General features: G+C 67.1%; 19 protein-coding genes. 8 read left to right on the forward strand and 11 right to left on the reverse strand.

Annotated features, from left to right (window positions below):
* Positions 1 to 141 precede the first annotated feature (141 nt).
* The 4 genes from EV655_RS17145 (at position 142) to EV655_RS17160 (ending at position 3654) form a co-directional block, all read left to right on the forward strand.
* Positions 142 to 1029, forward strand: coding sequence for an ABC transporter permease (locus tag EV655_RS17145; protein WP_132546581.1), 888 nt, complete (start codon positions 142 to 144; stop codon positions 1027 to 1029).
* Positions 1026 to 1829 (forward strand): ABC transporter permease, encoded by an 804-nt coding sequence (locus EV655_RS17150; RefSeq protein WP_132546582.1) that lies wholly within the window; start codon positions 1026 to 1028, stop codon positions 1827 to 1829. Before EV655_RS17145 ends, EV655_RS17150 begins: the two co-directional genes overlap by 4 nt.
* On the forward strand, positions 1826 to 2935 hold the full coding sequence (locus EV655_RS17155; protein ID WP_243645127.1) for an ABC transporter ATP-binding protein: 1110 nt from the start codon (positions 1826 to 1828) through the stop codon (positions 2933 to 2935). The genes EV655_RS17150 and EV655_RS17155 overlap by 4 nt, the downstream gene beginning before the upstream one ends.
* A gap of 233 nt (positions 2936 to 3168) precedes the next feature.
* Positions 3169 to 3654: a HugZ family pyridoxamine 5'-phosphate oxidase gene (locus EV655_RS17160; RefSeq protein ID WP_132546583.1), complete on the forward strand. Its 486-nt coding sequence runs from the start codon at positions 3169 to 3171 to the stop codon at positions 3652 to 3654.
* A gap of 9 nt (positions 3655 to 3663) precedes the next feature.
* Here the strand turns inward: EV655_RS17160 and EV655_RS17165 are convergent, their stop codons facing one another.
* On the reverse strand, positions 3664 to 4071 hold the full coding sequence (locus EV655_RS17165; protein WP_132546584.1) for a DUF4864 domain-containing protein: 408 nt from the start codon (positions 4069 to 4071) through the stop codon (positions 3664 to 3666).
* Positions 4072 to 4169: 98 nt separating this feature from the next.
* Between EV655_RS17165 and EV655_RS17170 the strand changes: the two genes are divergently transcribed.
* The gene (locus EV655_RS17170; protein WP_132546585.1) at positions 4170 to 5069 is read left to right on the forward strand and encodes a CHAD domain-containing protein; all 900 of its coding nucleotides are present in this window, start codon (positions 4170 to 4172) and stop codon (positions 5067 to 5069) included.
* On the opposite strand, the gene EV655_RS17175 is transcribed toward EV655_RS17170, so the two are convergent.
* From EV655_RS17175 to guaA, 9 genes are all read right to left on the reverse strand, one after another.
* A complete protein-coding gene (locus EV655_RS17175; RefSeq protein ID WP_132546586.1) occupies positions 5066 to 5683 on the reverse strand; it encodes a TetR/AcrR family transcriptional regulator in 618 nt (205 codons plus the stop codon). The two genes, EV655_RS17170 and EV655_RS17175, sit on opposite strands and share 4 nt — an antisense overlap.
* On the reverse strand, positions 5676 to 6548 hold the full coding sequence (ppk2, locus tag EV655_RS17180; protein WP_132546587.1) for a polyphosphate kinase 2: 873 nt from the start codon (positions 6546 to 6548) through the stop codon (positions 5676 to 5678). Before ppk2 ends, EV655_RS17175 begins: the two co-directional genes overlap by 8 nt.
* Positions 6549 to 6583: 35 nt before the next feature.
* On the reverse strand, positions 6584 to 7543 hold the full coding sequence (locus EV655_RS17185) for an alpha/beta fold hydrolase (RefSeq protein ID WP_132546588.1): 960 nt from the start codon (positions 7541 to 7543) through the stop codon (positions 6584 to 6586).
* Between the two features lie 65 nt (positions 7544 to 7608).
* Positions 7609 to 8481, reverse strand: a complete 873-nt coding sequence (locus EV655_RS17190) for an alpha/beta fold hydrolase (RefSeq protein ID WP_132546589.1) — start codon at positions 8479 to 8481, stop codon at positions 7609 to 7611.
* The gene (gene metA / locus EV655_RS17195; RefSeq protein ID WP_132546590.1) at positions 8478 to 9410 is read right to left on the reverse strand and encodes a homoserine O-acetyltransferase MetA; all 933 of its coding nucleotides are present in this window, start codon (positions 9408 to 9410) and stop codon (positions 8478 to 8480) included. Before metA ends, EV655_RS17190 begins: the two co-directional genes overlap by 4 nt.
* Before the next feature lie 163 nt (positions 9411 to 9573).
* A complete protein-coding gene (locus tag EV655_RS17200; RefSeq protein ID WP_132546591.1) occupies positions 9574 to 10440 on the reverse strand; it encodes an ATPase in 867 nt (288 codons plus the stop codon).
* A 408-nt stretch (positions 10441 to 10848) separates the two neighbouring features.
* Entirely contained in the window at positions 10849 to 11667 is an 819-nt protein-coding gene (locus tag EV655_RS17205; RefSeq protein ID WP_243645128.1) for an outer membrane protein transport protein, read from the reverse strand.
* A gap of 102 nt (positions 11668 to 11769) precedes the next feature.
* Positions 11770 to 12645 (reverse strand): DMT family transporter, encoded by an 876-nt coding sequence (locus EV655_RS17210; protein WP_132546592.1) that lies wholly within the window; start codon positions 12643 to 12645, stop codon positions 11770 to 11772.
* A 7-nt stretch (positions 12646 to 12652) separates the two neighbouring features.
* Positions 12653 to 14212, reverse strand: a complete 1560-nt coding sequence (gene guaA, locus EV655_RS17215; protein WP_132546593.1) for a glutamine-hydrolyzing GMP synthase — start codon at positions 14210 to 14212, stop codon at positions 12653 to 12655.
* Positions 14213 to 14475: 263 nt separating this feature from the next.
* Between guaA and EV655_RS17220 the strand changes: the two genes are divergently transcribed.
* On the forward strand, positions 14476 to 16029 hold the full coding sequence (locus EV655_RS17220; RefSeq protein WP_132546594.1) for a trimethylamine methyltransferase family protein: 1554 nt from the start codon (positions 14476 to 14478) through the stop codon (positions 16027 to 16029).
* A gap of 6 nt (positions 16030 to 16035) precedes the next feature.
* On the opposite strand, the gene EV655_RS17225 is transcribed toward EV655_RS17220, so the two are convergent.
* Positions 16036 to 16341 (reverse strand): DUF6477 family protein, encoded by a 306-nt coding sequence (locus EV655_RS17225; protein ID WP_132546595.1) that lies wholly within the window; start codon positions 16339 to 16341, stop codon positions 16036 to 16038.
* A 231-nt stretch (positions 16342 to 16572) separates the two neighbouring features.
* Here EV655_RS17225 and EV655_RS17230 point away from each other — a divergent pair, with 231 nt between their 5' ends.
* Both EV655_RS17230 and EV655_RS17235 read left to right on the forward strand, forming a co-directional pair.
* Complete coding sequence (locus tag EV655_RS17230) at positions 16573 to 17667, forward strand: DUF6456 domain-containing protein (protein WP_132546596.1); 1095 nt, start codon at positions 16573 to 16575, stop codon at positions 17665 to 17667.
* Positions 17668 to 18413: 746 nt separating this feature from the next.
* The coding region (locus EV655_RS17235) for a methyl-accepting chemotaxis protein (RefSeq protein WP_165905388.1) at positions 18414 to 19818 on the forward strand (1405 nt) is incomplete at its 3' end.

The raw sequence follows: 19818 nt of genomic DNA on the forward strand, positions 1-19818 counted from the left end.
GGATGCCGATCGGGGGGATCACCGATCTGCTGCAATTCCGGGCAGCTGCCCGGTTTTTCGCCCCCCGCACGCATGCGCCCACTTGCACAGGCGGACATCCCTTTCCATGATCCGGGCGGACTTTGGAGGCGCGCGACACGGATGAGCGACAGGAGCACGGGGCCGCGGTTCGGCCGGAGCGAGGCGGCGCAGGGCTACCTTCTGGTGGCGACGCCGCTGGCCTATGCGCTGCTGCTGCTGGCGGTGCCGCTTGGCGCGATCCTGCTGTTCAGCTTCTGGACGCAGGACTACCTGACGCTCGACACCACGCTCACGCTCAAGAACTATCGCGAGGCGTTCACCGACCCGCTTTACGGCGAGTTGCTGCTGCGGTCGCTGCTGATCTCGGCGGCGGTGACCGCGGCGACGGTGCTGACCGCCTTTCCGATCGCCTATTTCGTGTCGTTCTACGTGCCGCCCGAACGCAAGGCGATGTGGATCTTCCTGATCACCATCCCGTTCTGGACCAGCTACCTGATCCGCGTGTTCCTGTGGAAGGTGATCCTGGGCTATAACGGCGTCTTCAACACGACGCTGATGGGGCTGGGGATCATCGACGAGCCGCTGACCTTCATCCTCTACAACGTGAACGCGGTCGTCATCACGCTGGCCCATGCCTATGCGCCCTTCGCGATCCTGCCGATCTTCGTGGCCCTTGAAAAGATCGACCGGACGCTGCTGGAGGCGGGGCGCGACCTGGGCGAAGGCTATGTGATGACCTTTCTCCGGGTCACCCTGCCACTGGCGATGCCGGGCGTCGTGGCGGCGGTATTGATCGTCTTCATTCCGACGATCGGCGACTACGTGACGCCGCGGCTGGTGGGCGGGCCCGACGGGCTGATGATCGCGAACATGATCCAGACCCAGTTCCTGAAACTCAACAACGCGCCGATGGGGGCCGCGCTCGCGGTGCTGGCGATGGCGATGGTGGGGTCCGTGGCGCTGATCTTCATCGCGCTGACCCGCCGCTTCCTGAGGGCGCCGCGATGAAACGGTCGCTGCATGTCTACGCGGTTCTCTACCTCGCCTTCCTCTATGCGCCGATCGCGCTGCTGCCGGTCTTTGCGTTCAATGACGGCACCGTGATCGCCTTTCCGCTGCGGGGATTTACCTTCGAATGGTTCCGGCAGTTGACCGAGATCCCGGCGCTGCACGCCGCTGTCCTGAACAGCCTGACCATCGCGGTCGCCTCGGCCGTGCTGGCGACCTGCCTCGGGATCCTTGCCGCGCGCGCGGCCACCCGGTTCGAGTTTCCGGGAAAGAAGGGCATCATGGGGCTGATCATGCTGCCGCTGGTTCTGCCCGAGATCATCGTGGCGGTTTCGCTGCTGGTGGTGCTGCTGCAACTGGGGCTGTCGCTGGGGGCGTGGACGGTGATCCTTGGCCATGTGCTGATCGCCACGCCGTTCTCGATCGCGATTCTCAACTCGGCCTTCCAGGGCCTCGATACCTCGCTGGAAGAGGCCGCGATCGACCTTGGCGAGACGAAACTGTCCAGTTTCCGGCTGATCACGCTGCCGCTGGTGATGCCGGGGATCATCTCGTCCCTGCTGATCGCGTTCACCATCTCGCTCGACGAGTTCATCATCGCCTTCTTCCTGACCGGGACCGATCCGACGCTGCCCGTCTACCTGTGGGGCCAGTTGCGCTTTCCGCAGAAGCTGCCGGTGGTCATGGCGCTGGGGACGATCCTCGTGGTGGCCTCGGTCCTGCTTCTGACGATTGCAGAATATTTCCGCCGCCGGGGTGCCGCGCGCACCGGGCAGAAAGACGCCGGAGGGTTCCTTTGAAAGACACGCGTGCCGCCGCCCAGCCGATCATCACGCTGGAGAAGGTCGAGAAGTACTACGGCGACTACTACGCCCTTCGCGGGATCACGGCCGAGATCCGGCAGGGCGAGTTCTTTTCGCTTCTGGGGCCGTCGGGCTGTGGCAAGACCACGCTGTTGCGGACCATCGCGGGGTTCGAGGAGCTGTCGGGCGGGCGGCTGACCATCGACGGCAAGGACATGAAGGGGGTGCCGGCGAACGTGCGGCCCACCAACATGGTGTTCCAGTCCTACGCGATCTTCCCGCATCTGACGGTGGCGCAGAACGTGGGCTTCGGCCTTCGGCGCGAGCCGCTGAGCCGGGCCGAGAAGGAACGCAAGGTCATAGAGGCGCTCGATATGGTGGGCCTCAAGGGCTATGGCGCGCGCGCGGCACATGCGCTGTCGGGCGGCCAGCGCCAGCGGGTGGCGCTGGCGCGTGCGCTGATCCTGGAACCCAAGGTGCTGCTGCTGGACGAACCCCTCTCGGCGCTCGACAAGAAGATGCGCGAACAGATGCAGATGGAACTGCGCCGCCTGCAGCGGCAGGTGGGCATCACCTTCATCCTGGTCACCCACGATCAGGAAGAGGCGCTGATCATGTCCGACCGGATCGCGGTGATGTTCGAGGGCCAGATCGCGCAACTGGACACGCCGCAGATGCTGTACCGCCGCCCCGTCAGCCGCCAGGTGGCAGAGTTCATCGGGGTGATGAACTTCCTGCCTGCCAAGGCCACGGTGACCGACGCCACGCATATCGAGGTCGAGGCCGCCGGGCTGGGCCGGGCGGTGATCGACCCCGAGCAGTTGCCGGGCGGCTGGCACCCCGGCGAAACCCAGAGCGTGGGCATCCGTCCCGAAACCATGTCGATCCTGTTCCCGGGCGAAACCACCGACCGGCGGGTTGCGACCGGGGTGGTCGAGGATCGCGCCTATTACGGCGACATGACCTATTACGAGGTGCGGCTGGACGGGGTCGAGAAGCCGATGACGATCTCGATGAAGAACCTCGTCGGACGGCCGGTGCTGGAACGTGGTGAACAGGCCCGCGTGGCCTGGGATGCGCGTTCGCTGGTGCTGTTCGCCTGACATCGAAGCCCGCCCCGGCGGGCGCATGGCTGGCCCCCAACGGCTGATCGGCTATATTCAGGTGTCAACAGCCTTGTGCCCCCGGCACTGGGTTTGGTGCTATTATGCGCAGCCGCTGTGGACGGCGCGCATCGAGACTGGACTTGATGGCCGACCGCATCCATGCAACTTAAAGGCGAGTGACGCCATCATCCGCGGCCGATCAAACAGAGGCACCCTGAAGAAAGGACGCCATGCCCGAGAAGGATCCGTTTCGCCCCGCCGACGACGAGGCCCGCTCCCTGGCGCGCCGGCTGATCGAAGAGGCGCGGTTCGGCGCACTTGCGGTGATGCGGGGCGGGCTGCCTTTTGTCACACGGATCGCGCTGGCGCCGGGGCCTGACGGGGTGCCGCTGACGCTGATCTCGGACCTTGCACCCCACACCCGCGCGCTGCGCGAGGCGCCGGTCTGTTCGGTTCTGGTGGGTGAGCCCGAGCCCAAGGGCGACCCGCTGGCCCATCCGCGTCTGACGATCGAGGCGCGTGCCGAGTTCATCGACCGCGATGCGCCCGATCACGCGGCACTGCGCGCCCGGTATCTGGGGATCCAGCCCAAGGCCAGGCTCTACGTCGATTTCGCGGATTGCCATTTCGTCCGGCTGATGCCCTGGGCGGGGCATCTGAACGGCGGGTTCGGCAAGGCCTTCCTGCTGCGGCCGGACGATCTGATCGTCGGCTGACGGGCGGGGTCAGGCCATCGGCGGCGGTGCTGGCAGGATCCTGACGCCGTCGATCCGCCAGCCTTCACCGGTCAGGATCATGCTGTATTCCAGCCGGTGCACCCGCCCCGCCCGGTCGGTGATCTCGACCACCTGGCGGCGCGCGTCCGCCTCGCCGTCGAATTCCAGATAGCGCAGGTCGCCCGGGCGCCAGACCATCGGATAGCCGTTCCGCACCATCTGCCCGAACCGGTCCGGCGTGCCGAAGATCCCCTTGATGCCCGGCGAGGCAAAGTCGAAGGCGGTGGCAAAATCGTCGGCAAGGAACGCCTCGATCTGGCGCGAGATGACGCCCTGAACAGCTTCGGCCGCCGGGTCAGCCCGGACCGGCCCGGCAAGGAGGATGGCCAGCAGAACGACACTCGAAAAGTCGCGCATCGGGTTGGCCTCTCTTGGTCATTGGCCTGCGTTAACGAAATGTCATACGAACGGAATACCGCTCTGGATCGGATTCGGGGCGGACGCGGGAAGGGGCCATGGCCTATCGGCTGAAACGATCGGACGAAAGCTGCGAGGCGGCGCTGCGGCGGATCGCCGTCGAGGAACTGGACGCGGCACTGGCCGAGATCGACGACCCGGCGATGGACCTGCACGACAAGGTCCACCAGGTGCGCAAGCGCGCCAAGCGGCTGCGCGGGTTGATCCGGCTGGTCCGGTCCCGGTTTCCCGACTATGCCGCCGAGAACGCGGCCATCCGTGATGCGGCGCGGCGCTTGTCGGGGCTGCGCGACCGCGAGGGCGTGGTCGAGACCTTCGACAAGCTGGTGGCTGCGACCGGAGCCGAGGGTTTCGATGCGATCCGCGCGCATCTGGTGGGCTTGCGCGACGCCGCCGCAGCCCGGGGCCATGTGGAGGACGACCTCGCCGCGTTCCGCGCCGACATGGTGGCGCTGCGCGAGCGCGCCCAGGGCTGGACGCTGCGCAAGGACGGGTTCAAGGCGATGCGGCCGGGGCTGGAAAAGGTGTTCGCCCGCGCCCGCCGCGACCGAAAGCTTGCCGCCGAGAGCCCTGGGACGGCGGTGATCCACGACTGGCGCAAGGCGGTGAAATACCACTGGTACCACACAAGGCTGTTGCAGCCCCTCGACCCCGAGGCGCTGGACCGGCGCGCCGACCGCCTGCGCGACCTGTCGGAACTGCTGGGCGATCACCACGATCTTGCGGTGCTGGATGCCTGGATCGCCGCGGCCGCGGATCTGCCGGGGTCGGCCGGTCTGTGGGCCGGGTTCCGCGCGCATATCGCCGCGCGCCAGCGCGTGCTGGAAACCGAGGCGCAGGCGCTGGCCGCGGACCTCTTCGCCCGCCGGACCGAGGACATGTCGCGGCGCTGGAAGCGGCGCTGGAAGGCGTGGCGGTCGCGCAAGGCCGCCGGCTAGGCGTCGGCCGGGATAAGGCCAAGGCCGCGCAGGTAGATGCCGATCCCGGTTTCCAGCAGATCCTCGGCCGGGAAGGGCGCCCGCGCGCCGGGCGTGCCGCGGGTGTAAAGCTCGACCACGCCGTGGCTCATCGCCCAGATATGCGCCGAGACCATCGCCACCGGCGGCCGCTTTTCGGGCGGGATGTGACGCGACAATGCCTGCGCGGCCCGTTCCAGTACCGCGCTGGCGCGGTTGGCCACGGTGCAGAGATCGGCATTGGCGTTCAGCGACAGGCCGGATTCGAACATCGCCATGTAATGGCCAGGGTATTTCCGGGCAAAGGCAAGATAGGCGCGGCCGACCGCCTCGAGGCTGGCCAGCGCCGAGGGCTGGCCGGTCTGGTAGGCATGTTCCATCAGGTCGGCGAAGATGACAAAGCCCTGGCGTGCACATTCCGCGATCAGGTCCTCGCGGCCCTGGAAATGGCGGTAGACCGCGGCCGGGGTAACGCCCACGGCCTTGGCGGCCTCGGTCAGGGTAAAGCCCTGCGGGCTTTTCTCGCGGATCAGATCCAGTGCCGCCTCGACCAGCGCCTGGCGCAGGTTGCCGTGGTGATAGCCGCGCTTAGACATCCCAGATCTCGGGGCCGCCGCAGATCCGCGGGTCGGGCGCGGCCACCACCTTCGCATCCTTGCCCGCGTAATCGACCCGTGCCAGCACCCGCCGGATCGCCGCAAGCCGCGCGCGCCACTTGTCGTCGGATCGGATCACCGTCCAAGGTGCGGGGCCGGTATGGCTGCGGGCAAAGGTGTCGCGGATCGCGGCGGTATAGGCATCCCAGCGTTTCAGCCCCTCGACGTCGATCCATGACAGTTTCCACTGTTTCAGTGGGTCGGCCTCGCGTTTCAACATGCGGCGCAGCTGTTCGGCCCGGCCGACGTTCAGCCACAGCTTGATCAGCACGATCCCCTCGTCGACCAGCAGCTTTTCGAACTCGGGCACCTGGGTAAAGAAACGCTCGCGCTCATCGGGGGTGCAGAAGCCGAAGACATGTTCGACCACGGCGCGGTTGTACCAGGACCGGTCGAAGAACACGAGTTCGCCGCCTGCGGGCAGGTGCGGGATGTAGCGCTGGAAATACCACTCGGTCTTCTGCCGGTCGGACGGCGCAGGAAGGGCGACAAGGCGCGCGACACGCGGGTTCAGGTTCTCGCGGAACCGCTTGATCGTGCCACCCTTGCCCGCGGCGTCGCGGCCCTCGAAGACGATTGCGACGCGCTTGCCGGTTTCCTTGACGTCGGCGAGCAGCTTGACCAGTTCGATCTGCAGCGCCTCGAGCTGGTCGTAATACTCCTTCTCTTCCATGCGCTTGCGGTAGGGGAAGGTGGCGGACAGGATGTCGTCCTTGTCGCCCGTCTCGATCGCCTCGCGGATGTCCCCGGCGATCTCCTCGCGAAAGAATTTCGTGATCGCGCCTTCGAATGGCAGGTCCTTCATGCACGCCTCCGTCGCGGTTTTCGCCAGTATGGCGATCAGGCGCGCGGGCGCAATCCGGCGCGGGCGGCGGCGCGGTCGATGGCGGCAAGCGTGGCGGCGGGGGCCGCGTGATGCGGCATGTGGCCGATCCCCGGCAGTTCGGTCAGCCGCGCATTGGGAAGGCGGCGGGCGAGTGCGCGGGAATGGATGTCGATCCCGACGGCGCCGTCGGCGGTACCGTGGACGATCTCGACCGGCGTCTTCAGGCCCGGATAGCGCGCCGCCATCGCCGCAAGCCGGGGTTTCAGCCCGTCCACCTGGCGCGCGCTGGTGCGCAGCGACGCGGGGCGCAGCGCCAGTTCGATGCCGAAATAGTCGAGATAGCCCGCCGGCGGGCGCTGCGGCGCAAAGATCCGCCGCGCGGCGCTTTCGGCGGTGCTGCGCCCGGCAAACGTGGACAGAAGCGCGCTGCCCAGCCCGCTGGAGGCAAAGCTGTAGAACCCGCCCAGATTGCCCGGCCAGGGCATCGTGACCCCGGCCAGCGTGACCACGCCCGCGGCGCGGGCAGGATGGTTCAGCGCCCAGGCCATGGCGACCGCCGCACCATAGGAATGGCTGACGATGACGGACCGCCCGATGCCCAGCTGCGCCGCGGCGGCGTCGAGATGGGCGGCCTGTTCGGCCGGGCTTTCGCCGTTTCCGTGCAGCGGGTCGGAATGGCCAAGGCCCGGACGGTCGAAAGCCACGACGCGGTAGCGCCGCGCCAGGCGTCCGACCAGCGAAAAGGTGAAATCGCGCGTGTTCCCCGACGCGCCGTGCAGCAGGATGACCGCCGGGCCGCGCCCCTCGACATGGGCATGCACGGTGCGGCCGCGCACCTGCAAAAGCCGGCCCGTCGGCGGGTAGAGTTGCGCGGCCCGATCCGGCGGCGCCTCGGACGGGGGCTGACCGGTCCGGGCGCAGGCGGACAGCAGCGAGGCGGCCATCAGGGCGGTCATGGTGCGTCGTGTCGGCATGGGTTTCGTGCTCCCTCGGTGCCTATATAGCGGCCGGGCGCCAAAGGGCCACGGGGGGCGTGCAGTCAGGCGGTCTTGCGCAGCCCCGCCCGCGCGGCCGCGCGAAGGATCGCGTCGACCGCGGCATCGGGGCAGGCATGGTGGGGCATGTGGCCGACGCCCGGCAGTTCCACCAGGTTGACCGAGGGCACCCGTTCGGCAAGCGCGCGCGAGTGGATGTCGATCGGCACGATGGTGTCGGCGGTGCCGTGCAGGATCTCGATCGGCATCTTCAATTCGCCATAGCGTGCCGCCATCGCCCGGATATGCGGCTTCAGCCCGTTCACCTGCCGCGTGTTGGCCCGCATCGTGTCCGGCCGCAGGCTGAGCTCGATCCCGATATGCTCGGCATAGCCCTCGGGCACGGGGTCGGGCTCGAAGATCCGGGCGATCGTCTGGTGGGCGAGCGCGCGCGGCGCAAAGGCCGCGATCAGCGGGATGATGACCGCGCCGCCGAAGGGTGTCGACGCCAGTTCGTACCAGGGGCCAAGTCCGCCCGGCCAGGGCATCGCGGCGCCGGCGAGCGAGACCACCGCCGCGGCGCGCGCGGGATGGTCCAGCGCCCAGGCCAGCGCCACCGCGCCGCCGAAGGAATGGCCGACCAGCACCGCGGGTCCAAGCCCCATCCGGACCGCCGCCGCCTCAAGGATTTCGGCCTGTTCGAAGGGGCTTTCGCCATGGGGATGCAGCGCGTCGGTGTGGCCGAGCCCCGGCCGGTCGAAGGCCGTCACCCGAAAGCTGCCGGTCAGCCGCCCCATCAGGTCGAAGGTGAAATCGCCGGTGTTGCCGCCGGCCCCGTGCAGCAGGATGACATCCGGCCCCGCGCCCTCCTGGTGGGCATGGACGCTGGTGCCGTCGATGTCGAAGACCACTCCGGTCGGCGGGAACTGCGCGGTCATGGGCAGGGGGTTCCGATCCGGTCGATCTCGAACGGGGTGGTCTGGTAGATCTGGTTGATCCAGTTGCCGTAAAGCAGATGCGCATGGCTGCGCCACCGGTTCTGCGGCGCCTTCGACGGATCGTCGCCGGGATAGTAGTTCAGGGGCACGTTGATCGGCGTGCCATTGGCCACGTCGCGGTCGTATTCCTGTTTCAGCGTGTCGCTGTCATATTCGAAATGGTTGAAGATGTAGAGCGCGCGGTGGCCCTGGTCCTCGATGAGGCACGGCCCCACCTCGTCGCTGCCCAGCAGCGTCACCAGCCCCGGGACCGCGTCGATCTCTGGCTGGCGCATCTCGGTCCAGCGGCTGACCGGGATCACGCAATCGTCCGAAAACCCGCGCAGATAGGGCGAGGCGGGGGCAAGGTTGCGGTGCCGGAAACAGCCAAAGGCCTTGTGGTCCAGCATGTGCTTTTCGACGGCGTGGAAATGGTAGATCATCGCCATCCCGCCCCAGCAGACGCCGAAGGTGGAATGGACATGGGTCTGGGTCCAGTCCATCACGCGGACAAGTTCGTCCCAGTAGGTGACCTCGGTGAAGGGCAGGTGTTCGATCGGGGCGCCGGTGATGATGAGACCGTCGAACTTTTCGCCTGTCGCCTCGACTTCGGCAAAGGGGCGGTAGAACGCCTCCATGTGCTCGGACGCGGTGTTCTTGGTCTGGTGCTCGGTCATCCGGATCAGGCTCAGTTCGATCTGCACGGGCGTCGCGCCGATCAGGCGTGCGAACTGGGTCTCGGTCTGGATCTTCTTCGGCATCAGGTTCAGAAGCCCGATCCTGAGCGGCCGGATGTCCTGGCGCGCTGCCGCCTCCTCGCCCATCACCATCACGCCCTCGCGGGTCAGCACTTCAAAGGCGGGCAGGTTCGCGGGGATCTTGATGGGCATCGAACGCCTCGCTCCGGGTCGGGTAGAAGCCAGATAATGCGATCGCCCGGGGATGTCCAATGCCCGGGCTTTCCCGGTGACGACATGCGTGCAATCTGCTCAGATCGACAGGGGATGCGATTGGCGAAAGGCGCGAGAATATTGACAACCATGCGCCATGGGCTCAGCCCCGGGCCCGGTCGATTGCCGCGGCGATTGCGTCGACGAAATCGGCCTCGTCCCGCAGCGCCGCCATGTCGGCCGCCGCCACCTTGACCCCCCAGTTCCGCGCCATCGCCGCATAGCGCGGCCGGCGATGGGCCAGCGCGCGGGCATAGGTCCAGCGCACGAAGGCGTCGGGGTCGACCTCGGCCTCGGTCAGGCCCGTCTCGTCCAGATAGGCGGCCCAGGCCGCGTGCAGGAAGTCGGGCTGGTAGTACATCGGTTTCGGCGCCCGGTCGAAGCGGCGGACCAGGTCCGCGGTATGCGCCTCGGTGCCCTCTATCCAGACCAGAAGCAAGTGGCGGGACAGCGTGGTCAGGACCTCGTCCTCGGGGTTCTCGGGGTCCACCACCTCGCAGATCGAGCCGCCCGAATCGCAGACGAAATTGCCATAGTCGTAAAGATCTTCGGCCCGGTCGATGAAGCGCGGCGTGTCCAGCAGCGCGCTGATCTCGGCCAGCCGGTGTTCTTCCTGACGGCGCATGTATTCGTCGAAGGGCAGGCCGCCCCGCTCGGGTGCGCCCGGCTTGCCGAGATAGGTCGACAGCGGCGCAAGGTTGTCAAAGGTGATGTTGGACGCGATGTAGACGCTGTCCGACAGCAACAGTTCGCGCAACAGCGGCACCTTCATCGCCTCGCGCTTGAAATTGTCGGCGATCAGTTCGCCCATGTAGCGGGTGCCGATGCGGTAATCGACCGAGTAATGGAACCAGCCGCCCTGCGTCCGCAGCATGGTCGAGACATGGGTCTTGCCCAGCCCGGACATGCCGAACAGAAGGACGCGCTTCTTTGGCGCCGCGCGCCACTCCTCGCCTGTTCCGTAGATCATCTGCCCGGTCGCCTCTGCAAATCCGGCCCATCTGGTAGCGGGCGGCTGCGGGGCGGTCAAACGAATCCGCCCGGCCGAAGGGCCGGGCGTCGCGGGACCGGGCCGAAGGCCCGCTCAGAACGAATAGCCGACGCGCATGCCGAAGCCCCAGCCGGAGTTGCCGCGGAAATCGCCGTTCAGGCTGCGACTGGTCGCGTCACCGATATCGACATAGCGCAGGCCGCCGGTCAGCTTGATATTGTCGCGGGTATAGGTCGCTGCGACTCCGATGGAGGTATAGCCATCAGTTGGGCCAAGGTTGCCGGTGATGTTGCCGTTGCTTTCCTCGTAGCCCAGCAGAACGGCACCCGACCAGGTCTCGTTGAACTTGCGGCCCAGGCCGAGATTGTAGGTGATCCGGTCATCCTCTTAATCGACAAGCGCGTTGCCTGGATAGACATTGCGGTATTCGTCGGGGTCGATGGTGAATTCGGTCCAGTTCACCCAGCGGATCGAGCCGAAGAGCAGCGTGTCGGGCGCGATCCCGGTCTGGAATTCCAGGTTGATCGATTCCGGGATCTCGGTCTTGAAAGTGCCCGCGACCGGCAACCCGCCGGTCAGGATGCTGCTTTCGGTGGCGTCGAAATCATGGGTGATGGCGGAATTGTAGCTTAGGGCCACCCGGGCCGCGATCTCGGGCCTTTCCCAGGCCACGCCCACAACATAGCCGAAATCGGTTTCTTCCGATGTTTTCAGCGCATAGGGCGGCGCCGCCGGGACAGGCGGCGGGTTCGGGATCGAGACGATCCCCGAGGTCTGCATCACCCGCACCCCGCCGATCAGGCTGATGCTGGACGGCAGCTTGTAGCGGATGAAGCCGGTGATTGCATTGTTCTTGAGTTCCGCCGTCGTGCCCTGGATCGGATAGCCCGTGCCCAGCGGGTAATCGACATTGGCGCCGATCGGCTGATCGAACACGATGGCAAGGTCGATCTGGTCCGTCAGGGCATGCTTGTAGGCCAGCGTTACATTGGTGAAGCTATCAAGCATGTTGCCCGAGCCCGCCGGGGCGAAAGGGGCGCCGACGCGGCCCGATACGCTGGGCTCGAAATAGCTGAAGGAAAACTCGGCGTAGTTGCCCTTCTCGAACAGGATCCCGACCGACTGGGTTGACCGTTCAACCCCACCGGCATGGGCGGCACCTGCGCCGAGGGCGGCGAGGACGGTGCCAGTCACCAGATGCTTCATCTTCCCTCCCAGACACATTGTTTCCGGGATGACGCTAGTGTGACCGGCCTCGAACGGTCAATTGCAAACGCTGCGTTAGGGCCCGCGCGCGCGGCTTTGTCGTCATGCGTGTTGTCGAGGGCGCAGTTCCGATCTCAGGTTGAGGACGTTCGCCACGAGGATCACCGCCGCGCCAAGGAACACCGCGGCCTCCAGCGGCTCGCCATAGAGCGCCATGCCGACGATGGCGATCACCGGCAGGCGCAGGAAATCGAGCGGCATGACGATGCTGGCGGGAGCCACCATCAGCGCGCTGGTCAGGCAGAAATGCGCCACCAGCCCCGCCACCCCGATCACCGCAAGCGGTACCCATGTCGCGGCCGTGGGCCAGGCGATCGCGCCGTCGGCCCCGGCGCAGATCAGTCCCATCGCGGCCTGCATCACCGTCAGCCAGAACAGGATCGAAACGATGGACTGGCTCGCCGTCAGCCGCTTGGTGAACAGCGCCGAGCCGGCAAAGCAGATCGCCGCCCCCAGCGCCGCCAGCGCGCCGGGCTCCAGCGCCGCGGGATCGGGGCGGGCGACGATCAGGATGCCGGCAAACCCGGTCAGCGCCGCCAGCGCCCGCGCCCGGGTCAGCCGTTCGCCCAGGACCAGCGGCGCCAGCACCGCAACCCAGAGCGGCGCGGTGAATTCCATCGCGAAGACCTGCGCAAGCGGGATCAGCGCGATTGCCAGGAACCACAGGTTCTGCCCTGCAAAATGGCAGACATTGCGCACAAGGTGCAGGCCGAGCCTTTGGCGCGACACCTCGCCCAGCCGCCCGGCAAGGCCGGCGACGGCGACCACCAGCACGATCCCGATCAGCGAGCGGTAGAGCATCAGCTCGAACGTATCGAGTTCGAACGTGACCTGGCGGCCCGCCACCGCCATGGACGAGAACGACACGATCGCCCCGGTCATCCACAGCGCCGCACGGCCTATATTGGCCTCGCTCATGGCGGGGTCATTCCCACTCGATCGTGCCCGGCGGCTTCGAGGTGATGTCATAGGTCACCCGGTTGATGCCTTTGACTTCATTGATGATCCGCGTGGCGGTCTCGGACAGGAAGTCGTGGCTGAACGGGTAGTAATCCGCGGTCATGCCGTCGACCGAGGTGACCGCCCGCAGTGCGCAGGCGAAATCGTAGGTCCGCCCGTCGCCCATCACGCCCACGGTGCGCACGGGCAGGATCGCGACGAAGGCCTGCCAGATCTCGTCATACAGCCCGTGGCGGCGGATCTGGTCGATATAGACCGCGTCGGCCTTGCGCAGGATCTCCAGCTTTTCGCGCGTGATCTCGCCGGGGCAACGGATCGCGAGGCCCGGGCCGGGGAAGGGGTGGCGGCCGATGAAGCTGGCGGGCAGGCCCAGTTCGTGACCCAGTGCGCGGACCTCGTCCTTGAACAGCTCGCGCAAGGGTTCCACGAGTTTCAGCCCCATCTTCTCGGGCAGCCCGCCGACGTTGTGATGGCTCTTGATCGTGACCGAGGGGCCGCCGGAAAACGACACCGATTCAATGACATCGGGGTAAAGCGTGCCCTGCGCCAGGAACTCGGCCCCACCGACCTCGGCGGCGTGTTTCTGGAACACGTCGATGAACAGCTTGCCGATGGTCTTGCGCTTGACCTCCGGGTCCGAGACGCCGTCCAGCGCGCCGAGGAACAGGTCGGACTCGTCGGCATGGATCAGCGGAATGTTGTAGTGGTCGCGGAACATCGCGACGACTTCCTCGGCCTCGTTCTGCCGCAGAAGCCCGTGATCGACGAAGACGCAGGTCAGCTGGTCGCCGATCGCCTCGTGGATCAGCACCGCCGCGACCGACGAATCGACGCCCCCCGACAACCCGCAGATGACCTTGGCCCCGCCCACCTGATCGCGGATTTTCTGAATGGCTTCCTCGCGATAGGCGCCCATTGTCCAGTCGCCCGTGAAGCCCGCCAACTGCACGAAATTCGCGTAAAGCGTCCGGCCGTTCGGGGTGTGGTGCACCTCCGGGTGGAACTGCACGGCGTAGAAGCGGCGCGCGGGGTCGGCGGTGATCGCGAAGGGGGCGCCGGGCGAGGTGCCCAGGACCTGGAAACCCGGTGCAATTTCAGCGACATGGTCGCCGTGGCTCATCCAGACCTGTTCGCGGCCGTCGCGGAACCAGCCGGACAGGAAGTCGTCGTTTTCACCCGCCCTTTCAACATAGGCGCGGCCGAATTCGGCGGTGGCGTGCTCGCCCGCCTCGACCCGGCCGCCGAGGTTCTGCATCATCACCTGCTGGCCATAGCAGATCCCGAGGATCGGCACGCCAAGGTCGTAGACCGACCGGGGCGGGCGCGGGCTGCCCGGCCGCGTCACCGAATCCGGTCCGCCTGAAAAGATCACGGCCCTCGGTGCGAAGTCGGCCAGAAAGGCGTCGGTGACGGTCTGGTAGGGGTGGATTTCGCAGTAGACGTTCAGCTCGCGCAGGCGCCGCGCGATCAGCTGGGTCACCTGGCTTCCGAAGTCGATGATGAGAAGGCGGTCATGCTGGGTCATGTCAGGTCTGATAGGGCCGGTCGGGGATGCGCGCAAGCCTGCGCCGCCGCCGCCCGCGCAGCCTTTCGGCCTTTTGCGCAGGGAAGACGGGGCGGCCCTCGGGGCCACGGTCTGGTCCGGATACGCTTGCGGGCCGCACGCAGCACCGATGCGGGGCGCAGATGTCGCACTTGGCAATGGAAAGGGCGGAAATCGGCCGCCCCCGGTGCGGTCTTGGCGCTAGATACCGGGGCGGCTGAGACGACCAGCGACAGGAGATATGCATGGGCGAGGCGGAACTGCAGGGCGCGCGCGGACGGGGCCGGGCGGGCGGCGGTGCGGCACGGCGCGCGGCGCGCACCGGCCTGTCGGTCGAGACCGCCCGCTTCATCGAGCGCAACATTCCCGATTTCGAACTGCTGACCCTCGAGGCGCTGGAGATCATCGAGACCAATGCCGAGCGCGTGCTGGAAGAGATCGGCGTCAGCTTCGTCGACAATCCCGCCGCGCTGGACCGCTGGCGGGCGGCCGGGGCGGACGTCCAGGGCGAGCGGGTGCGCCTGCCCCGCGGTCTTGCCCGGCATCTTTGCGCCACCGCCCCCGCGCGCTTTACCCAGCATGCCCGCAACCCCGAGCGCAATGTCGAGATCGGCGGGCGAAACCTTGTGCTGGCACCGGTTTACGGGCCGCCCTTCGTGCGGGATCTCGACGGCGGGCGGCGCTATGCCACGATCGAGGATTTCCGCCGCTTCGTGCGCCTGGGCCAGATGTCGAAATGGCTGCACCATTCCGGCGGCACGGTCTGCGAGCCGACGGACGTGGCCGTGAACAAGCGCCATCTCGACATGCTGCTGGCGCACATGACGCTGTCGGACAAGCCGTTCATGGGGTCGGTGACCGAACCCTCGCGGGCGCGTGATTCGGTCGAGATGTGCGAGGTGCTGTTCGGGCGCGACTTCGTCGCGGAAAACACGGTGATGACGTCGCTTATCAACATCAACTCGCCGCTCACCTTCGATGCGACGATGATGGGCGCGCTCGAGGTCTATGCCGCGGCGAACCAGGCCTGCATCGTCTCGCCCTTCATCGTCGGGGGTGCCATGGCGCCCGTGTCGGTTGCCGGCACGCTGACCCAGGTGCTGGCTGAGGTGCTGGCGGGCGTGGCGTATTCACAGTTGATTCGCCCCGGCGCCCCGGTGATCTTCGGCGCCTTCGTCACCTCGATCGACATGAATTCGGGGGCGCCCACCTTCGGTACCCCCGAGGCCAGCCAGATCCTGTTCGGCGCGGGCCAGTTGGCCCGGCGGATGGGGCTGCCGTTCCGGTCGGGCGGGGGGTTGTGCGGATCCAAGCTGCCCGATGCGCAGGCGGCCTACGAGACGGCGAACACGCTGAACGCTGCGCTTCTGGGTGGCGTGAACTTCATGCTGCATGCCTGCGGCTGGCTGGAAGGCGGGCTGGTGGCGAGCATCGAGAAATTCGTGATGGATGCCGACCAGCTGGGCGCGCTGCACAAGATGGCCGCGGGCGTGGCGATGGACCAGGAGGCGCAGGCGATGGACGCGCTGGCCGAGGTCGGGCCGGGCGGGCATTTTCTGGGCTGCGCCCATACGCAGGCAAATTTCCAGCGGGCGTTCTGGCGCTCCGAGCTGCTGGACTACAAGCCGTTCGAGACCTGGGACGAGGAAGGCGCGCGCGACACCGCGACCCTGGCCTCCGAGTGGGCGAAAAGGCTTCTGGCCCAGTATCAGCCGCCACCGCTGGACGAGGGCGTGCGCGAGGCGCTTGAAGCCCATGTCGCGCGGCGCAAGGCCGAGATGCCCGACGCCTTTGTCTGAGGCCGCTCAGGCCGCAATGCTGAGCGGAGGATGGGTCGCCGCGAAGGCCCGTGCCTCGGCCATCAGCGCGATCAGGATCTCGATGTGGCGGGCGTAGGAATAGCCTGCGTCGCCGCCCTGGCGGCGTTCGTCCATTCGGGCCTCGGCCTCGATCAGGCGATCGACCACCGCTTCGGTGTTGGTCGTGCGGGCGCCCGGAAGAAGGCGCGCGAGATCGCGCTCACGGCGATAGTCGGCAAGGCCGAAGCGCGCCGCCTGAACCATCAGGCGGGGGCGGCGGAGTTGGGCGAGCGGCGCGGGAACGTAGGACATGGCAGAGCCTCCGATGATTTGATCGCAGCCAACATCGCACAACCCTGACGGGTGTTGCGCGACTGTGGATTACTGCGTACGGAGGTTTCAGAACTCTTTACCGTTTAGAAACAATACTCAGCAACGTGTTCTTTGTTAACCGGACGGTAACCAATTCAACCTTGGATTGCATGCGGTAAAGGTAGACCCAAGACCCGTCCGGGTGCATCACGATCAGGAGGATGCCGCATCATGGATTGCGTCACGCCGACGAATGGCGCGCCGAGTTGGCTGCCCCAGGCAGCCCGTTGGTATCTCGCCCATACCGAGGGTGGCTGCTCGCTCCGGGCGCTCGCGCGCAAGGAAGGCTGTCATCCCTCGACGGTGCTCCGCCAGGTAAGGCGGATCGAGACCCAGCGCGATGACCCCCTTGTCGACGAGGCCCTCGCCCGGCTGGGCGCACAGGCCCGCACTGCCTTACCGCCAAAGGAGATCCCTTCGATGACTGCCACGTTGCGCTCGGTCCGTCCGACGGCGGACGACGCCACCACAACCGGCGACGCGCGCCGCATCCTGCGCCGCCTGAACGAGCCGGGCGCCTTCCTCGCCGTCGCGCGCGACATGGAAAAGGCGGCTGTTCTGCGGGAGGGGCCGGATGGGCACACCACCCGCGTCGCGGTCGTCGACCGCACGGCGGCCGAGATGTTTGCGCTGAAGGACTGGATCTCGTGCCGTTCACGCGGGCGCGTCACGGTCTACGAGATCACCCAGGCCGGCCGGGCGGCGCTCAAGCGCATCCTCGCCGAGGACGAGGCGGCCCGGCCCGGTTTCGCCGAAGCGCCCGCGCCCTTCGCCGACCAGCACCGCGACTGTGAAACGGCGACCACCGACAAGGCCGAACGCATCCGCTACAACCGCGCCGAATCACCTCTGTCGATCCTTGGCCGGCGCCGCGACAAGGACGGCACGCCATTCCTGACACCCGATCTTGTCGCCGCCGGCGAGCGGCTGCGCGAGGATTTCGAGGTCGCGCAGATGGGCCCGCGGGTTGCGCAGAACTGGGATCGATTTCTCACCGGCTCTGATCGTGGCGGATTCCAGCCCGGCAATGGTCCCCTCGATGGCCCGATGGGCGCGCGTGAGCGGGTCGCCTCGGCGTTGCGCGACCTCGGCCCCGGGCTTGGCGACGTGGTGCTGCGCTGTTGCTGCTTTCTTGAAGGGATGGAGCAGGTCGAGGAGCGGATGGGCTGGTCGGCGCGGTCGGGCAAGATCGTGCTCCGGATCGCCCTGCAACGCCTGAAGCGTCACTATGAACGTCTGGGTGATCGCGCCGGCCTGATCGGCTAGACGCCGCGCTCATCCCCGCGGCATGTTCCTCGCCACGCCGGCGCCATGCGCCGGCAGATATCGCGCCCCTTCACGGTTCCTTGCAACCTGTGGGACGGCTTCGCACGACTGCGACCCTGGAAAACCCGACGAATCAGCTGCCATGGGCCGCAGGCCGCGCCTCCGCATGGTGCCGCCGGATACGGACCCGGGTTGCGACGGATTGTCCGGCACGGGCAGGGCCGCGGCGCCATTTCAGGGGCGCAAGGCGCCCTCCGCCACGCCATCACGCCGGCCAGTCGGCCGCGCAACTGCCAACGGGCTGACGATTTCGGACAGTCCGGCCCGCAAGGCGCCAGGCCGCGCCGCCCTTCGCCCACCGGTTCGTCGCGAGGCCGCGGCCATTCCCGCGGCGGGCCCGTCGCGACGGGGGTCTCGTTGTGCCTGATCCCGCATCGACCCGATCCCGCCGGACCGGAACCGGCATCGAAGCCAGGGTCCAGCCCGGCTGTCCGGGGCGACCGGTACGAATTCGGCAGGGGCACCCGCGAACCGAGCGGGTCGGAACCTGTTAACCTTGATTTGTTTCCCGAAACGGGGCGTTGCGGGCGGGCAGTCCATATTTTGTGCAGAGCCGGAAACAAGTGCCCAAATTAAGCCCTGGAATGGTTCTCGAATTAGGCTCTTGTTCACGCAGTTCGGCCAATCTTTGACGTCAGAAGCTGCCGATGAACCTAAAATTTTCACTATCCTCAGGAACAAGTGTCATGTCGCTCCGGTCCAAGATCATCCTTTCCATTGCGGCCTCTGTCGCGCTGTCCGCCCTTGTCGTGCTGGTGCCCATGCTGGTCGGCATGAACGGCATGATCGAGCAGGGCACCAAGCGCGAACTCGAGATGGTGCGCCTGCGCTTCCAGACCGCGCTTGAGGACCGGTTCCACAACGCTCTGTCTATGGCGACCATGGTGGCCCGGATGCCCGTGGTCGAGGAGGCCGTGGCCAAGGGCGACCGGCAGGTTCTGAACGATCTGTTCGTGCCGGGTTTTGCCGAAATGCGCGATACTCAGGGCGTGCGCCAGTTCCACTTCCATACGCCCGACTCCCATTCGTTCTTCCGCGTCAACAAGCCCGACACGTTCGGCGACGACCTGTCCGGCTTTCGCCAGACCGTGGTCGAGGCCAACGCGAAACGCGCCGCGGTCACCGGGCTCGAACTTGGCCGCGGCGGCGTCGCCGTGCGCGGGATCGCCGCGATCGCACATCAGGGCGCCCATGTGGGGACGATCGAGATCGGGTTCAGCATCGACGACGCCTTCTTCCAGTCCATCGTGGCCGAATCCGAGGCAGAGATGGAATTCTACGTGCTGCCCCGCACCGACGTCGCGTCCTTCGCGACATCGGATTCGGCGTCGCTCAACCGCAGCGTTGCCAGCATCGAGGGTGCGCCGCTGCTGACGGCCGAGGATGTGCGCGCCGGTCAGGAGACCGGGGTGGCTGCACGCGAGATCGCCATCGGCGGCGCGCTTTACATGGCGGCGGCCTTTCCGGTGAAGGATTACTCGGGCGCGACCGTCGGGCTCTTGCACGTGATGGTGCCGGAAGCGGCCTATCTGGCGCTCAAGAACGAGATGCGGCTGATCGCGCTTGGCGCGGCCGCGGGGGCGCTGCTGCTTGGACTTGTCGGCGCGGCGCTGATGGGCGGCCGGATCACCGGGACGCTCGAAGAGATGATCGGCAAGCTCAAGCGCCTTGCGGATGGCGATCTCGAGATCGACGTCTCATCGGCGCAGGCCCGGGGCGGCGAACTTGGCCATCTTGCCGACGGCATCGCCGTCTTCCGCGATCATCGCCTGCACGAGGTCGAGACACTGGCGCGCGAACGCGAGGCGGCACAGGCCCATCGTGCGGCGCTGGTCGGCATCCTCGGCTCGGGTCTGCAGCGGCTGGCCGAGGGCGATCTCACGGCTCCGATCCATGACGATCTGGGCGAGGGCTACAACAGCGTGCGCGACGACTACAACGCGACGCTGGCAAGCCTCGCGGACCTGATCGGTGCGCTGCACGAGACATCGGGCACGATCCACGCGCGTGCGGAGGAGATCGGCGGGGCGTCGGACGATCTTTCGCACCGGACCGAGAACCAGGCGGCGACGCTGGAGGAGACGGCGGCGG

It is taken from the genome of Rhodovulum euryhalinum (genome assembly GCF_004342445.1).
GTDB lineage: Bacteria > Pseudomonadota > Alphaproteobacteria > Rhodobacterales > Rhodobacteraceae > Rhodovulum > Rhodovulum euryhalinum.

Bases quoted from the DNA above. Each gene is read 5' to 3' on its own strand.
- EV655_RS17160 (WP_132546583.1), top strand. From the start codon at position 3,169: ATGCCCGAGAAGGATCCGTTTCGCCCCGCCGACGACGAGGCCCGCTCC.
- metA (WP_132546590.1), bottom strand. From the start codon at position 9,410: ATGCCCATCAAGATCCCCGCGAACCTGCCCGCCTTTGAAGTGCTGACC.
- guaA (WP_132546593.1), bottom strand. From the start codon at position 14,212: ATGACCCAGCATGACCGCCTTCTCATCATCGACTTCGGAAGCCAGGTG.
- ppk2 (WP_132546587.1), bottom strand. From the start codon at position 6,548: ATGAAGGACCTGCCATTCGAAGGCGCGATCACGAAATTCTTTCGCGAG.
- EV655_RS17200 (WP_132546591.1), bottom strand. From the start codon at position 10,440: ATGATCTACGGAACAGGCGAGGAGTGGCGCGCGGCGCCAAAGAAGCGC.
- EV655_RS17210 (WP_132546592.1), bottom strand. From the start codon at position 12,645: ATGAGCGAGGCCAATATAGGCCGTGCGGCGCTGTGGATGACCGGGGCG.
- EV655_RS17150 (WP_132546582.1), top strand. From the start codon at position 1,026: ATGAAACGGTCGCTGCATGTCTACGCGGTTCTCTACCTCGCCTTCCTC.
- EV655_RS17190 (WP_132546589.1), bottom strand. From the start codon at position 8,481: ATGACCGCGCAGTTCCCGCCGACCGGAGTGGTCTTCGACATCGACGGC.
- EV655_RS17225 (WP_132546595.1), bottom strand. From the start codon at position 16,341: ATGTCCTACGTTCCCGCGCCGCTCGCCCAACTCCGCCGCCCCCGCCTG.
- EV655_RS17205 (WP_243645128.1), bottom strand. From the start codon at position 11,667: ATGAAGCATCTGGTGACTGGCACCGTCCTCGCCGCCCTCGGCGCAGGT.
- EV655_RS17230 (WP_132546596.1), top strand. From the start codon at position 16,573: ATGGATTGCGTCACGCCGACGAATGGCGCGCCGAGTTGGCTGCCCCAG.
- EV655_RS17145 (WP_132546581.1), top strand. From the start codon at position 142: ATGAGCGACAGGAGCACGGGGCCGCGGTTCGGCCGGAGCGAGGCGGCG.
- EV655_RS17165 (WP_132546584.1), bottom strand. From the start codon at position 4,071: ATGCGCGACTTTTCGAGTGTCGTTCTGCTGGCCATCCTCCTTGCCGGG.
- EV655_RS17220 (WP_132546594.1), top strand. From the start codon at position 14,476: ATGGGCGAGGCGGAACTGCAGGGCGCGCGCGGACGGGGCCGGGCGGGC.
- EV655_RS17185 (WP_132546588.1), bottom strand. From the start codon at position 7,543: ATGCCGACACGACGCACCATGACCGCCCTGATGGCCGCCTCGCTGCTG.
- EV655_RS17170 (WP_132546585.1), top strand. From the start codon at position 4,170: ATGGCCTATCGGCTGAAACGATCGGACGAAAGCTGCGAGGCGGCGCTG.
- EV655_RS17175 (WP_132546586.1), bottom strand. From the start codon at position 5,683: ATGTCTAAGCGCGGCTATCACCACGGCAACCTGCGCCAGGCGCTGGTC.